We start from the raw sequence: 15,269 nt of genomic DNA, 5'->3' as shown, positions 1-15,269 counted from the left end.
GCTTTTACACGTTCTCCTTTTGGATCAATGCAGGTATAGTTTTAAGTATTATTTTCATATCTAGGAAAATCGAGTAATTAGAGGCATAATAATTATCCAGCTCTTTACGTTCACGTTCAGACATATCATCCTGACCTCTTTTGCTGATCTGCCATAAACCGGTTAACCCAGCAGGGCCTAGAAATCTGGTAGACCACTCATTTGTGGTCAACTGTTCTGCTTCATACAGCGGCAATGGCCTATTGCCTACCAACGACATATCGCCGATTAGCACATTTATTAACTGAGGTAATTCATCAATACTAGTCTTCCTCAAAAACGAACCTACCTTAGTTATTCTAGGATCATTTTTAAATTTCACAAATGCTGTTTTATTATCCTTATTTTCTTCTGAGTTAGCATATTGATTAAGATTAGCCATAGAAGCAAGCATTTTATCAGCATCACTCCTCATAGATCTGAACTTATAGAAATCAAAAATCTTATATCCCGCTCCTACTCTTTTGCTTTTGTATACAATCTTCCCTTTTGATTCTAATCTGATTAGTATAGCAACAATTATAAACAAAGGTGACAAACACAACAAGGCAAATCCTGATGCTAATACATCAAATACCCTCTTAGTTCTAGGGATCCTATATTCAACCTCCGCGTGTTGCGCTATGTCCATCAACTTTGGCTTAATCAGTTTAAATTTCACCAAAAAATTCAATCGCTCACAAAAATCTTCATAAGGAAATGGATAAGTATAATAATCATTAACCCTAAGATTTAAAGCCTGTTTCCTCCATGCCTTATCCTCTTTAACACCCATTAACACTATAATGAGTCCCTGTAGTAAAGGATTCTTTTTGATATATGCTACCTGATCAAAGCATAAGGGGTTTTCATCAACTTCTATCAAAACAATATCAGGAACACTCAGTAAAGATTGATTATCCAGGTAATTCTTAAAATCAGCAGGATTTTCAATATATGTGATGTCTCCATCAAGTTCCTCAGCTATCACTTCTTTCAGTAGCTTTCCAAAATAAACTATTTTAGCACTCACTTTATACAATTCAATGGTTGGGGATGTCATATTCTAGGGAATTAATTTCTTCTTAGTTTATTAGCTCTGCTATTTTAGATTTCAAAACAGCTGGATTAAATGGTTTTTCAAGGTAACTATCTATTTTAAAAGGCATTTCTTTAACCTTCGCTTCCAAGTCTTCAGCTCCAGACAATAAAATAACAGGTGTATCTCTATAAAAACCACTTATCTTAAGATTCCTGATCAATGTACTGCCATCAAAGTAAGGCATCATCAAATCAGATATAATTAAATTCGGATCGTTGCCCTCCTCTAACCAACTGATCGCTTCAATACCACTTTTCTTAATTACAAGATCATAGTCAGCAGACAATATAAATGTTAGCAATCTAAGAATACTTAACTCATCGTCAACAACTAAAATTTGTTTTTTATTTATTGTATTACTGTCCATTTTCTTATCTCCTTTCTTAAAATTTTAAATTAATCCCTCACAATTCGCTATCTATTTCCTAAATCATATATCATCTTGTAGTAATAGCAAACTCCTTTTTACTAACCTCACCTTTCAACTTACTACTTAATTCATTAGAAACTACTCTACCAAAAGAGTCAATCACCAATACTCTTATTTTCTGTTCCTCTTTCGATACCACTTCGGTTTTTAAATTAAAATCACCTGCGTAATAAAAAGGGATGTCACTGCTTTCATTAACACTAACACTAAAATCTTTATTATTAATGCGATAATTCACTTCACAATTCGTACACTCAACTCTCAATAATCCTTCCTTATTTATAACCATCTCAGGGTTACTAAATCCTGAATCCTTTGAGCAGCTACTCAAAGAAATAATAATAAATAATAACAAACCTATCTGAAGTCTCATCTTTTCAATTGTATTTACACTCACAATTGAAAAAATCAAGCCAATAATAGTCTTACATACTAAAACCGGCCATTAATAGATGTATTTCAATGATATAAATACAAATAACAAGCATTTCAAACTTTACGCATACCCTTTTACTGCAGGATAAACCAAATAAAAACAACCCTTATTGTAGAATATATTCCACAGTTCTCAAATTATTATAAATATCACGAAAATTAACACAAAAAAATGGCTGTTACATAGTAACAGCCATTTTTTTTTACTTACCTCATTCTGAATTCGTCATACCGGCGACGGCCGATATAAGCCCCCCCTTAAGTGTAACAATTTAATTCTTTGGTTGCACCCTTCCAGATTTCCTATCTTTATCTCTTCCAATCAAGTATCCAGCACCAGCACCAACAACACCACCAATAATGGCGCCTCTTCCTTTTTTCTTGTCAATTAGTGCACCTCCAAGTGCTCCTGCCCCGGCACCAATTGCAGTACCTTTAGCAGCTTCACTCCATCCCTTTTTCTTTGCAGGGGCAGAAGCTTCATTACTGTAGTTATGGGAAGGCTGCGACGCAGCTTCATTTCTTTCAGCTAATAATAAAGTTCTTTTTTCTTCCCTTACCTGAGCAGCTATTTTAGCATCCTCCTGTTTTTTTACCTCTGCTCTTTTAAAACTATCTAGTTTCAAACTGTCTTTTACAGCGGCAATAGCTTGTTGCTTAATAAGAGCCTGTTCCTTTGCGTTATTCGAGCACGCTGATAATAACATTGTAGTTGTTATTACTATCGAAAATAAATATTTCATGACTATACAGTTTAGTTTAAACCACAAGTCAAGAAAAAATGATGCCAAAAAGGCTATTTATCATCTAACGGACTGTACACTACGCTACTATAATTTTCATCAACATCATTCTCCCCATCAGGATTTCCTGAAATTCGGTCATTATCGTCATTTAATCGTGTCAGTAACGATGGGGCATCCGACGAATGGTCAGCATCCAAACCCAAATTATCAGAATCTACATCACTAATCCTCGCATCCAGCTTCCCTTCCCCTTTCAATTTATTTATCATACAAGTCCATTTTTACCACTAAATATAACAAAAACCGGACTTCAAAGTTTCTTTAATCCAATAAATAAGCGCAAATTGCTGCATTTTGTTTTTAATATTCAATTGATTACTTTCACATCGAAATATATAACAATACTATGCGTACAACAGGAAAAGTTAAATGGTTTAATTCTGCAAAAGGATTTGGATTCATAACTCCAGAAGATGGAGGAAAAGATATTTTCGTACATTTTTCTGCTATAGCAGGAGATTCATTCAGAGAACTAAATGAAGGCGACAGTGTAGAATTTGAGTTGAACGACGGAAAAAAAGGCCCAGAGGCACAGAACGTAAAAGTTCTTTAATCATCATTCAATCTAAAAAGAGCCTGTATCATGACCTTGATCAGGCTCTTTTTATGCCCCCTCATCCCAAATCAACCCAATCTGCAATCCGTCTAAATACTAAGCCCTCATGCACAAAACAATCAGCATATTAGGATGTGGCTGGTATGGCCTTCAACTAGCAAAACACCTAACCTCAATAGGTTATAAAGTAAAAGGATCAACCACAACAGCTGATAAAATACCATTACTTCAAAACCACGGAATAGACCCATACATAGTTAACTTTCAAGAAGAAAGTATTAACTACCACCCCGACTTTTTCAACAGCCATACATTAGTAATATGTATACCACCTAAAAGAAGCAGTGCCGAACAAGCAAGTTTCCCCGATAAAATAGCCCAGATCTGCAAAGCAGCAAACAACATCAAAAGCATCCTGTTTATAAGCTCAACCTCAGTATATGGCGATCATAATGCAGAAGTAACAGAATTAACCCCACCTAACCCCGACACCCCCTCAGGCAAAGCAATGGTTGAGGCAGAAACCATACTCAAAAACCAACAAACATTCAAAACAACCATCCTTAGGTTCGGAGGATTAATAGGTCCGGGCAGAGATCCAGGCAAATTCTTCGCGGGTAAAGCTCAAGCTCTTAACGGACTAGCTCCTGTCAATCTAATCCACCTAACAGATTGTATCGGCATAAGCACTCAAATAATAGAAACAGAAACATTTGGCTATACATTTAATGCCTGCACGCCCAACCACCCCACCAAGCAAGATTTTTATACCCAGGCAACTATTAACTCTGGCTTAGTACCACCAACCTTTGTAAACGAACTTACAAACTGGAAAGTAATAAACACAAATCTATCATCCACACAGCTAAAATATAATTATCAGATAACCAACTGGGTACACTGGCTTGCAAAAGGTAAATTATAAATTTAGTTTATGCTTAGCCGTTAAAATGATAACTTGCCCTTATTAGGATAACCAAAAACTATGAAATTGACCATTTGGGGAGCAGCAAAACAGGTAACTGGAAGCATGCACCTTTTACAATTAGAAGATTATAATATATTAATTGATTGTGGGCTCGACTACGAAAAAGAAACCTTTCAGGAAGAAAACCAATACTTCCCATTCGATCCATCGTCAATAGATGTCGTTATCCTAACACACGCCCATATAGACCACTCAGGGAACCTCCCAACCTTAGTCAGACTCGGTTTTGAAGGACAAATACTATCTACACCCCCAACAGCCGATTTAACAGAATTACTACTACTCGATTCAGTAAATGTATTTATAGGCAAACAAAACAAACGCACAAAAGGCAAAAGAGGAAGACCCGGCCCTCAGCCATTGTATCTTCACAAACACGTAAACGACACCATGGATAGGTTTGTCACCATAGCCTTCAATAAAGAATTCCGCTTAAACAATGATGTATCATTAATCTTTATACCCGTTGGCCACTTATTAGGTGCAGCAGCCGTAGTTTTAACACTGCAAGATAAAGGTGTAGAAAAAAAGATAGCCTTTACAGGCGATATAGGGCGCACCAACTACCCTGTCCTGGTCGATCCACAACCAATACCACAAGTAGATTACCTTGTATCCGAATCCACCTACGGAGGCAGATTACACAGTCACGATGTAACCCTGCAAGACAAACTTATAGAAACCATAAACGAATCGTGCATTAAATATCCGGGCCGATTAATCATCCCCGCATTTAGTATAGGTCGTACGCAGGCACTCGTATATTCACTAAACAAAATCTTTAGCAATGGGCTCCTACCACCAGTTAAAATATTTGTCGATAGCCCACTCGCAACCTTTGCTACCGACATATATCGAAAACACCACCACCTTTTAAATCAGGAGTCCCAGGATTTCTATCGTAAACAAGGCGACGAATTCGAATTCGATGAACTCTCATACGTTCAAGACAAACGCGAAAGCATGTCGGTATCCAATTACCACGAACCCTGCATCATCATATCTTCAGCTGGAATGCTCGAAGGAGGCCGAATCCAAGACCACCTCTACTATAACATTCAGAATTACTACTGCACCATTCTATTTATCGGCTATTGTGCAAAAGGAACCTTAGGCGATAGATTATTACGAGGCGACCCAATCGTTCGTTTAAGAAACCGCGACCTCATGGTTTACGCCACCATCCAGAAAACAGATTTATTAAGTGGCCATGGCGATCATAACGACCTTGTCAACACCGTAAAACAACAAGATGCCAGTAAACTTAAAGCAGTGTTTCTAGTTCACGGAGAAATCAAAAGCATGACCCTACTAAGCAACGCCCTAACGGAGCTCGGATACCAAGTTAATTTACCTGAAAAAGGTGAAACTTTCGAGTTATAAAATATCAGCTCAGGCACAAACTGTATAAAAAACTATACAAAATCTTTATCCTCTTAACGAAGATTTCCTTTTTTTGGTATAAATGAGACTCAAACACAATCAACTGATTACTAACTAATTCTGAATTTAAGTCAAATAAAAATGGCTTTGGCAAGGTTATTACAAGCAGATAATCATTCAGTGTTAATTATAAAACTGAAAAGAACTCAAATATCTAATCTATAAAAAATGAAATCAAAAATTACAAAAGCAGCAATGATATTATCCATGGTTGGATTATCAACGCAATTATTTGCACAAGAAGCTGACTCTCAATCTTCAGAAAGATTCTCAAAAAAATACTTCCGTACTTGGTCTATCGGTCTTAACGGTGGTATGCTAACGCACTACACTCCGTTCAACAACAGAACAAATGGAAACTTCAATACTCCTTACGAATCTTGGGGTTACGGAGGTTATATCAAGAAACAAATAGTACCAGGATTTGGCATCCAGGCGGATTTTCTTGGAGGTAAAGTTAGAGGAGCACAAGTAGCAGGCGGTACAAAATCAACTTTCGAATCTAAAATCGATTGGTCAGCAGCAATTAGCGGTAACTTCACAATTGCCAACATGAGCTTAAACCAAAAACGCAATTTCCTTTCTCCATACGCAACTATCGGAGCAGGTTATATGTCATCAGCAGCTACAACTGACAATCCAGCTGGAGCAAGCACTGGCTACGGTCAAAATTGGTTCGTACCAGTTGGAGCAGGTTTTAAACTAGGTTTATCAAAAGGTGTTAACATCGACTTAGGCTATACAGTTAACTTCATGAAAGCTAACAACTTTGATGGTGTAACAGCTGGCGCTAACGATAAATTCTCATACGCTCACGCAGGTATCGAAATTGCTTTAGGAAGAAAAGGAACTTCTCAATTACAAAACTTCAGCCCAATTGCCGCTATCCGCGAAGAAAGTGCAGCTGAAAGCGCAGAATTAAGAAAAGCATTATCATCTTCTGAAGAAAATGCAAGAAGAGAAAGAGAAGCTATGGCAGCTAAATACGCTCAGGATCTTGGTGATGATGATGGCGATGGTGTAGCTAACAAATTCGACAAATGCCCAGGTACTGTAGCAAACACGGTAGTAGATGGAGCAGGATGTCCAATTAAAGTTCAACGTGAAATCATCAAAGAAACTAAGGTTGTTGTAACAGAAGCTGACCGTAAAGTTGTTGACGAAGCAATCAAAAACTTAGAGTTCGATTTAGGTAAATCAACAATCCGTCCTACTTCTTTCGCTACATTGAACAAAGTAGCTGAGCTATTAATTGCGAAAAACTTTAGTTTGAAATTAGCTGGTCATACAGATAACACTGGCTCAATGGCGTTAAACTTACGTTTATCTAAAGACAGAGCAGAATCGATCAAAGCATACTTAGTATCACAAGGTGCAAACGCTTCACGTATCGAAGCTACAGGTTACGGTCCAAACCAACCTATCGCATCTAACAAAACTGCAGAAGGTCGTCAGAAAAACCGTAGAGTAGAATTTACATTATACTAAGTAGTACAATACTACTAATGCTTTAGTAGTATATTAGTCTCGTAAAACAAAAACACCTGGTCAAATGGCCAGGTGTTTTTGTTTATATAATCTTACTAAAACGCTCGTCATCCTGAGTTTATCTCAGGATCTCACATTCAACCTAAGCCTCAACCTCCTTCTTAGGTGCAAATACTATCGAAGCAATAACACTCAAAATCAACACACCACCTACTATCGACAACGACAAAGGAGATGAGATATGATAAAAAGGGGCAATCACCATCTTAACACCAATAAACGCAAGAATAATAGCCAAACCATACTTCAGCAAGCTGAACATATGAATAAAATTAGCTAGCAGAAAATACAAAGCCCTCAAACCAAGTATTGCAAAAATATTCGAAGTATATAAAATCAGCGGATCATCCGGAGCAATCGCAAAAATAGCAGGAATAGAATCCACTGCGAACAACAAATCAGTAAACTCAATAACAGCAACCACAACCAATAAAGGAGTAGCTAACTTCACTCCATTCTCAACAGTAAAAAACTTGGCTCCATCAAAGTTCTTACTCACTTTAAAAAACTTATAAATTATACGAGCACCAGGGCTCTTAGTAAAATCTTTCTCTTCATCATCATGATCGTCAGCCATTCCCGATTTTATCCCCGCATAAACAAGGAATATACCAAAAATCAGCAAAACAACATTAATACGGATCAAATGTCCAAACACCATCATTTCCGGCAAATAAGTTAAATTAATCAATCCAACACCAGCAAATATAAAGATTGCCCGAAATACCAATGCCCCAATAATACCCCAAAACAAAACCTTGTGATGAAGCTCCTTAGGCACTTTAAAAAAAGCAAAAACCAGTATAAAAACAAATAAATTATCAACAGAAAGAGCCTTTTCTATCCAATATGCCGATTGAAATTGCGTAAACTTCTCAAACCCAGAAGTCATATAAATTACCCCACTAAAAATCATCGACAAGCTAATCCACACTACCGACCATATAGCTGCCTCTTTACTACTTACAGCATGTACCTTCTTATTAAAAACACCTAAATCTAAAAGCAGCATCACAACTACAACAACCGCAAACCCGATAATCACCCCGGGGTGATCAATTAAATTATTACTCATATTTTATCTGTTACTTTTCAAACCGCATATATACTATTTTAAAATCAACAAAATACTAATATGATGAAATATTGACAACCATTATCCATTTATCGTGTTACTTACATATTAAATTATAAAACAAGTATTATGGAAAAAGTATGGCTTATCACTGGCTGTTCTACAGGCTTTGGTCGCGAATTAGCAAAACAAGTATTAGCACTTGGTTATAAAGCAGGTGTTGCCTCTCGCGACATTAAAGATGTTGAAGACATCGTAAAACAATACCCCGAAACCTCAATAGCCATCACTCTAGATGTCACCAAACACAACCACATAAACGATGCAATAAAACAAATAACCGAAATATTCGGCCGGGTAGACGTTCTCGTAAACAATGCAGGTATAGGCTATTTTGGCTCCGTGGAAGCCAGTGACGATCATGAAACCAGACGAATGTTCGACATTAACTTCTTCGGACTAGCCAACATGACCAAAGCAGTACTGCCACTCATGAGAAAACAGCGAAGCGGACACATCATTAACATCGCATCAATTGGCGGCTTAATGGCCTTTCCCGCACTAGCCTACTACAATGCAACTAAATTTGCTGTCGATGGATTTTCCGAAGCATTAGCTAAAGAAACCGCACCATTAGGCATCAAAGTAACAATCATAGCACCAAGTGGTTTCCGTACCGACTGGGCAGGACGCTCTGCCAACGAAGTAGAAAATGAAATTGAAGACTACAAAACCACCGCCGGCAGCAACAAGGACAACATCAGAGGCTATAACGGAAACCAACCAGGCGACCCAATACGTGCCGCAAAAGCAATAATAAAAGTGGTAGAAACAGAAAACCCACCCCTACGGCTATTACTCGGCGCTGCCGCACTCAAAAATGCACGTAAAAAACTTGAAGAACTCGCCCAAGACTTCGATGCATGGCAAGAAACCACAGTAGGGGCAGATTTTCCTAAATCTTAATTGATTCTGCTCACATAAACACTATCAGCCACATCATAATCCGATGTGGCTACCAGTTTTGTACCTCTGTAGACGCATTATGACTTTTAGGTTGATGCATCTCGAGAAAACATGCACCTAACCTGTAACAACTCCTTCCACATTTAATCAAACAGAGCAGATACTTCCAAATATATGATCCAACTACAAAGCTTCAAGAAATCATACGGACAATACACAGCACTACAAATCCCCGAATTACACTTAGAAACAGGCATATATTGGATAAAAGGAGTTAATGGATCAGGAAAAAGCACACTCCTCAAATCAATGGCCGGCATGCTTTCCTTTCAGGGCGACATCCTAATCAACAACCAAACGAGTTTAAAAAAACACCCCGTTAAATACCGAAAGATGGTCAACTTTAGCGAAGCAGAGCCGCTATTTCCAACCTTCATTACAGGATTAGAAATGATCGACCTATTTGTTTCAGCTAAAAACGCTCCAACAACCCAAAAAGAAAACCTCATCGACGCCCTAAAAATGCAGCATTACATCCAAACACCAGTAAGTTCATACTCAAGCGGGATGCTCAAAAAACTTTCAATACTACTCGCATTCATTGGCAACCCAAGCATTATACTACTCGATGAGCCTCTCATCACAATAGATACCGACTCCCTTAAAGTCCTTTACGGCCTAATACACAAAGAACACAACCAAAAAGGAACCACATTTCTAATCACCTCACACCAACCATTAGACCCTGCCTATCTACCAAATACAAAAGCATTATTAGTCGAAGAACAAACATTAAAAATAAGTTAGCATGCTAAAACCACTAACCAATATTTTGTTAAAAATCTTTGCCAAAAGCTTTTACCAAGCCCATGCACCAATATTTATTTTCATACTATACATCATAGTTGCTCCCGGCCCACCAGAAAGCATAATAAGCTTCCACACATCAGTAATGCTATATTTTGTAGCCAAGCCATTAATTATGATGATCGTATTTGGCGTACTCTTCCTTTACACCATAAAATGCTGGCATTTTATCGCAGGTAAAATCCACCAAGTCCATCAACAATTCCTATTTTACAGCATCAACAGCTACACCAGGCCACAACAATTAATCGGCTGGATAATCTTACAAACCGCAGTAAGCATACCCATCCTGGCCTATATGCTTTTCAGCGTTATCATTGCAATCAGCCATCAGTACTTTTTGTCAGCCCTTATCATCCTCATTTACCTTGCCGCCTTATTACTCCTCAGTGCTTTATTTTACACCTGGCTAATCCAAAAACAAATTAACGAAAGCAAATCGTCCTGGATATTAAAATTAACTAAACGATTTAAGAAACCCCTTTTCACCCTATACATTTACTATGTTTTCGATAATCTAAAGATAAAATACCTCATCATTAAGTTTTTATCCTACCTAATCATCATCGGAGTATTTCTATTATTTGCCGATGTAAAAACAGATATACGCGTAGCCGCGATAGCAATGCTGGCGATAGCAGCATCACATTCCCTGCTAATACTGGATGGCCGACAATTTGAAGTTACCTTTCTAACATTTACCAAAGCCCTGCCCATCTCCCGACTCAAGCTCTTCATTTCGCAACTGGCCACTTACAGCGTATTGCTACTTCCAGAACTTATTTGGCTACTATTCAACGTTCCTCCAACCCAAGCCCTAGGCCTATACATCTTCTGTTTAAGTATTATATTATTTTTCGCGAACTCACTGTACCTAATCGGCTTAGATCAGGAAAAATACATGAAAACCGTTTTCTTTACTTTCGTGATAATATTTATGACCATATTGTTTAAGCTAATGAGCATTTTAACGCTCATAAACATAACCCTGGCATACCTAATCTTTTACTTCAACTATTACAAATTCAAAGAAGACCCAATCGCTCTTAAATACGATGATTAATACGCATTAACTACAGTGATTAAGCCAATCAACTAACCTATCAATAGCATTTATAACTGGCTTATTAGATGAATCTTGCTCTGCATTTGCACCCCAGATCGTGTGGAAACGCTTAGTCGAAAAATTATTCAGGCTCTCGCAAACTATATTGGCTTCAGCAGCCTCAGCACTATGAATATTAAAAACAGGCATGCCCTTACTATCAATGTTTACTCGCGAATAAGCAATCACTTTACCATTCTGTTCTGCAATACCAATTGGCAATCCAAAATCGGAAGTAAGTCCATTTCCCGAACCATTTACATTTTTAACAGGTGCTAAATCACTATGATAAAGGTCCATAACCAATTTTAAATCTGATAAATACACCTCACGAAGCCTGATCTCTGATTGTTTTTTTTCTGTTGAAGCCATAACGTTAAACTTATTCAACAAAATTAGGAAATCACCTCCAGGGGATACAGATACAAAAACGTAAATATCAAACGATACAGATACCCCAACAATAACAAAAACAACTCCAGCCTACAACTTACTTCTCAATTTTTATTGTCGACTTCAAACTTCCTATCTCTCCCTGCAAATCGCTCCCCTCAACACTTATCGTATAACTTCCGGGGAGATCTGACGAATAAAAGTAGACTGATGCCTCCCCTTTTCCATTGGTAATAATGTTTGGCTCCCAATAGATAGTAGATCGGGAATCTGGCAGTCCAGAATTACTTTCAATTTTATACTTGGGACTATAAAATCCTTGCGGCGAGACTATAAAGTATGGATCAACTCTATCCAAACTCGGCCCTTTAAATTCAACATCTATAATAGCCTGCTCGGCAGGAGGCGCCTCATCTGGAGGAGGGAGACCTGCTCTACCCCAAGCGTCAAAATTTTTCGCCCACTCTCCGGGCACAAATGGTTTTGGCACTGTAGGAGTAATGTGTCTAGCCACATATTGGCCAAATACTCCTTAGGAGTATTTACATTCCCCTGAAACTCTCTCCAACCACGAGTATGATTAAAATAGAAATATAAAAAGCCCGCAAGCACTAAAAATATGATAGCTATAATGGTTCTTTTTTTCATTTATCATTGTCAACACAAATTATCTAACTTAAATTTCCCCTTACAACCCATCAACAAACTTATTCACCTCCACAACATACAAATTCGGATCATCCCCCATCGACGTAAAACATTCAAGATGGTTACAATCCCAAGTCACCATTTTAGAAGTAGGATTTTTCGAAAGAAACTCATTATAGTCATCTGTTTTGGTAATAGGGTCGTTAAGTCCCGAAAAAATCAAAATCGGTTTACCAACAACTATCGTATTGGATTGTACGTACACCGACGCATTTTCTGGCAATAAAAGATCTTTCTTTTTTGAAGCAAGAACCCTTTCAACAACAAGTTTTGGATTAATGACAAAAGAATCCAATATCAATCCTTTTATAACACCAGTACTATTAACGCTCATCCGCGAAACAATAGTTCCCATCGAAAGCCCGTACAAAACAATCGATTTTGGCCGAAATTTAGCATTAACAAATTCTATTGTCTTATTCAAATCTGCCGAAAACTCATTGTAATACACCATATTCGGGTTCATTTTAAAATCAGAACTTTCACCAAAACCCCTATAATCATACAAAACAACATTATACCCTTCATCAAAAAGCGCTTTTGCCTGCCCTAAAGAATTAGCCATATTCCCTGCATCCGAACCCGAAACAACTATAAAAGGTCTTTTCAAATCACTTTGCAAACAAACCCACGAATTCAGAGTAACCGAATCATTAACCTTTATCTTATAAGTTTCATATTTAATACCAACAGCATCCGGTTTTGCAACATATTGTCTCTCCGGCTTAAGGGCGTACGTATTTGTCAGCAACAAAACGTTCATAAAGAACACAATAGCTAAAGATACTTTAGCGTAAAAGTAAGTTTTCTGGGTTTTCATTTTGATTAGCGTTATACTCTCTAAGCTATTAATAAACTATCGATATCAGAAAAAAACCTTTCCGCTGATTTGACAGCTTGGCTAATAAACAGTAAAAGTCTTCATTTTCAATAAACCAATGAGAAGTTGTTTAGCAGAAGCGTACTATTTACACCACCTTCGTAATTAATGCCATTTGCACTAGAGGCAAATACCACACTAATATGTGTCACCACATCGGCTGTAGATCCATATAGTCCATTTTGTGGTTTTTGATAGGCAGGAGTCGCGCCCGGCAACTGGCCATAAATTAATGTAATGGTAGCTTTTTTATAGCTGGTATTATCACTGCTAGCAGTACGTAACCATCCCGTAGCTATTCTTTTTATTGCATTTAGATCGCTTCTGTTTTCAAGTAAAACATAAATATCTGCTGAATCCGGTTTATTGATTACATTATTTGATCCATCTTTGTAGGGCGTACCGGCTTTATAATTGTATTCAATACTAAAAGCCGAAGGCCTAGCTTGAAATGGAATTCCAAATTGGGCAGACAAAGAAGGATTTATGATGTTTAAAACAAACTTACCCGTAAATAATGTTGCCGCCCCCATTCGTTGTCTAGTGATCTGAGCAATTGCTCCCAGGTCTTTTGTTACCAGTTGAGCAGCAAAGTCAGTTCCTGCAATTAAGACAGGAGCTGTGTTAAATTTATTCGATCCTGTGGTTGTTACACCTTCATTTGCTGAAGCCCAAATGGTGTTGGCATCTTTTCCCGGCTGTTTATACAACTTCCCTTCTGGGATATACCAATCATCAAATCCTGAATTTTCAAGCTGTGGATTACCGGTCTCTTTGCTAACAAAAACAGTATAATTAACAGAAGATCCATCCTCAGCCGTTACTTTGTAAGTAAAAGGTTTGGAGAAATCCTGTGATTGTTTTGGATCAGGTGATATTGATGCGAAGGTGGAGAGTAAAATGGAATCTATAACCAGTGCATGTATGTTGGCATCGTTAGCTACTGTTAAGTATATACTTAAACTATCCTGTAAAATACGGGTATTTCCGCTTTGATTCTCTATTGAAAAAAGGAGAATTTGTTTAAGCTTTGATTTACCAAAATAATTTTCTTTGACACATGAAAAGATGCAAACTGATATAAGAAGAATTAAAGTAAATATTTTCCGTCCGTGTTTCATGTTATTAGTTCTTTTTGGTATCAAAAAAATAATAAAAACCTAATGATAACCTTAAAAGATTTATAGAAAGATTGGCTGATACAGACTCCTTTTTAGTATACGGCTCCCCATTAACCATTGTCCTAGACCACTTTGCGTTAACGCCTGCAATTTGAGCACCTGTTTCCACGCCGAATCCCCTAACTACTTTAATCATAATTCCAGGTACAAATCGTAACTCAGCAACACGGTCCTTTACAAAGGTTCTTGTTAAGACAGCATCAGTGGTTGATTCCTTTAATTGATTGTTAAAACTTCCCCCTAGCAATACCTCACTAAATAAAAAAAAACGATTTTTAGCTTCCAGAGGGATATAGAACTTGGTGGTTCCGTATATTCCCCAAAATTTAGATGCCTGATTAACCTGTGAGCGTATATTTTGTGTGCTTACATCTACTCCTTCACGCCGTGAACTTCCGTAATTTATCAGCCCGCCAACAGACCAATTATCCTTGATGAAATAGCCACCATCAAATTTCGCGTCAAATGAGTTGTTTTTACGATCTTCTATAAGTACAATTAATCTGTCCTCATTTTCAATTTTGCTATTATCAAAGCCAAAAGTAACACCTGTATATACTTTTCCCTTTTTCAAAAAATAATTAGATGAGCTATCTAACTGAGCTTTTGCAGAAGAGAAACTTAACAAAACAAATAAGCATCCTAAAATATAAGCTTCCGAACAATAGATTAAAGAATTTTTCATGAGTTAGTTAATAATTGCTACCACTTCCAATGAGGAATTAATATAAATATAAGATTATAAAATTAATGATCTGAGAATGTTTT

18 protein-coding genes are annotated in these 15,269 nt (G+C 37.4%); 7 read left to right on the top strand and 11 right to left on the bottom strand.

What is annotated here, in order from left to right:
* Positions 1-4 precede the first annotated feature (4 nt).
* The 5 genes from HQN83_RS05730 to HQN83_RS05710 form a co-directional block, all read right to left on the bottom strand.
* The gene (locus HQN83_RS05730; protein WP_173089371.1) at positions 5-1,081 is read right to left on the bottom strand and encodes a sugar transferase; all 1,077 of its coding nucleotides are present in this window, start codon (positions 1,079-1,081) and stop codon (positions 5-7) included.
* Positions 1,082-1,103: 22 nt separating this feature from the next.
* The gene (locus HQN83_RS05725; protein WP_173089370.1) at positions 1,104-1,487 is read right to left on the bottom strand and encodes a response regulator; all 384 of its coding nucleotides are present in this window, start codon (positions 1,485-1,487) and stop codon (positions 1,104-1,106) included.
* A gap of 70 nt (positions 1,488-1,557) precedes the next feature.
* The gene (locus tag HQN83_RS05720; RefSeq protein ID WP_173089369.1) at positions 1,558-1,923 is read right to left on the bottom strand and encodes a hypothetical protein; all 366 of its coding nucleotides are present in this window, start codon (positions 1,921-1,923) and stop codon (positions 1,558-1,560) included.
* 334 nt (positions 1,924-2,257) lie between these two features.
* Positions 2,258-2,728: a YMGG-like glycine zipper-containing protein gene (locus tag HQN83_RS05715; protein WP_173089368.1), complete on the bottom strand. Its 471-nt coding sequence runs from the start codon at positions 2,726-2,728 to the stop codon at positions 2,258-2,260.
* Positions 2,729-2,781: 53 nt separating this feature from the next.
* Positions 2,782-3,000, bottom strand: coding sequence for a hypothetical protein (locus tag HQN83_RS05710; RefSeq protein ID WP_173089367.1), 219 nt, complete (start codon positions 2,998-3,000; stop codon positions 2,782-2,784).
* A 137-nt stretch (positions 3,001-3,137) separates the two neighbouring features.
* Between HQN83_RS05710 and HQN83_RS05705 the strand changes: the two genes are divergently transcribed.
* From HQN83_RS05705 to HQN83_RS05690, 4 genes are all read left to right on the top strand, one after another.
* Positions 3,138-3,344, top strand: coding sequence for a cold-shock protein (locus tag HQN83_RS05705; protein WP_108204027.1), 207 nt, complete (start codon positions 3,138-3,140; stop codon positions 3,342-3,344).
* 109 nt (positions 3,345-3,453) lie between these two features.
* A complete protein-coding gene (locus HQN83_RS05700; RefSeq protein ID WP_173089366.1) occupies positions 3,454-4,272 on the top strand; it encodes an NAD-dependent epimerase/dehydratase family protein in 819 nt (272 codons plus the stop codon).
* 60 nt (positions 4,273-4,332) lie between these two features.
* Positions 4,333-5,718 carry an MBL fold metallo-hydrolase gene (locus HQN83_RS05695; protein WP_173089365.1) on the top strand — a complete coding sequence of 462 codons (1,386 nt, stop codon included), beginning with the start codon at positions 4,333-4,335 and terminating at the stop codon, positions 5,716-5,718.
* 228 nt (positions 5,719-5,946) lie between these two features.
* Positions 5,947-7,266, top strand: coding sequence for an OmpA family protein (locus HQN83_RS05690; RefSeq protein WP_173089364.1), 1,320 nt, complete (start codon positions 5,947-5,949; stop codon positions 7,264-7,266).
* A 142-nt stretch (positions 7,267-7,408) separates the two neighbouring features.
* Here HQN83_RS05690 and HQN83_RS05685 read toward each other — a convergent pair whose 3' ends face one another.
* On the bottom strand, positions 7,409-8,401 hold the full coding sequence (locus HQN83_RS05685; RefSeq protein WP_173089363.1) for a TerC/Alx family metal homeostasis membrane protein: 993 nt from the start codon (positions 8,399-8,401) through the stop codon (positions 7,409-7,411).
* Between the two features lie 129 nt (positions 8,402-8,530).
* Between HQN83_RS05685 and HQN83_RS05680 the strand changes: the two genes are divergently transcribed.
* From HQN83_RS05680 to HQN83_RS05670, 3 genes are all read left to right on the top strand, one after another.
* Entirely contained in the window at positions 8,531-9,367 is an 837-nt protein-coding gene (locus HQN83_RS05680) for an oxidoreductase (protein WP_173089362.1), read from the top strand.
* A gap of 174 nt (positions 9,368-9,541) precedes the next feature.
* A complete protein-coding gene (locus HQN83_RS05675; RefSeq protein ID WP_173089361.1) occupies positions 9,542-10,174 on the top strand; it encodes an ABC transporter ATP-binding protein in 633 nt (210 codons plus the stop codon).
* A gap of 1 nt (position 10,175) precedes the next feature.
* On the top strand, positions 10,176-11,297 hold the full coding sequence (locus HQN83_RS05670; protein ID WP_173089360.1) for a hypothetical protein: 1,122 nt from the start codon (positions 10,176-10,178) through the stop codon (positions 11,295-11,297).
* A gap of 6 nt (positions 11,298-11,303) precedes the next feature.
* On the opposite strand, the gene HQN83_RS05665 is transcribed toward HQN83_RS05670, so the two are convergent.
* The 5 genes from HQN83_RS05665 to HQN83_RS05645 all read right to left on the bottom strand — a co-directional run bounded on the left by HQN83_RS05665 (position 11,304) and on the right by HQN83_RS05645 (position 15,186).
* Positions 11,304-11,711, bottom strand: a complete 408-nt coding sequence (locus HQN83_RS05665; RefSeq protein ID WP_173089359.1) for a hypothetical protein — start codon at positions 11,709-11,711, stop codon at positions 11,304-11,306.
* A 118-nt stretch (positions 11,712-11,829) separates the two neighbouring features.
* A complete protein-coding gene (locus HQN83_RS05660) occupies positions 11,830-12,222 on the bottom strand; it encodes a hypothetical protein (protein WP_173089358.1) in 393 nt (130 codons plus the stop codon).
* A gap of 198 nt (positions 12,223-12,420) precedes the next feature.
* Positions 12,421-13,260: an alpha/beta fold hydrolase gene (locus HQN83_RS05655; RefSeq protein WP_173089357.1), complete on the bottom strand. Its 840-nt coding sequence runs from the start codon at positions 13,258-13,260 to the stop codon at positions 12,421-12,423.
* A gap of 107 nt (positions 13,261-13,367) precedes the next feature.
* Complete coding sequence (locus tag HQN83_RS05650) at positions 13,368-14,441, bottom strand: PCMD domain-containing protein (RefSeq protein WP_173089356.1); 1,074 nt, start codon at positions 14,439-14,441, stop codon at positions 13,368-13,370.
* Positions 14,442-14,445: 4 nt separating this feature from the next.
* Positions 14,446-15,186, bottom strand: a complete 741-nt coding sequence (locus HQN83_RS05645) for a hypothetical protein (RefSeq protein ID WP_173089355.1) — start codon at positions 15,184-15,186, stop codon at positions 14,446-14,448.
* Positions 15,187-15,269: the final 83 nt, after the last annotated feature.

It is taken from the genome of Pedobacter foliorum (assembly GCF_013266735.1).
GTDB lineage: Bacteria > Bacteroidota > Bacteroidia > Sphingobacteriales > Sphingobacteriaceae > Pedobacter > Pedobacter foliorum.
This window is presented reverse-complemented; position numbering and strand designations above follow the sequence as displayed.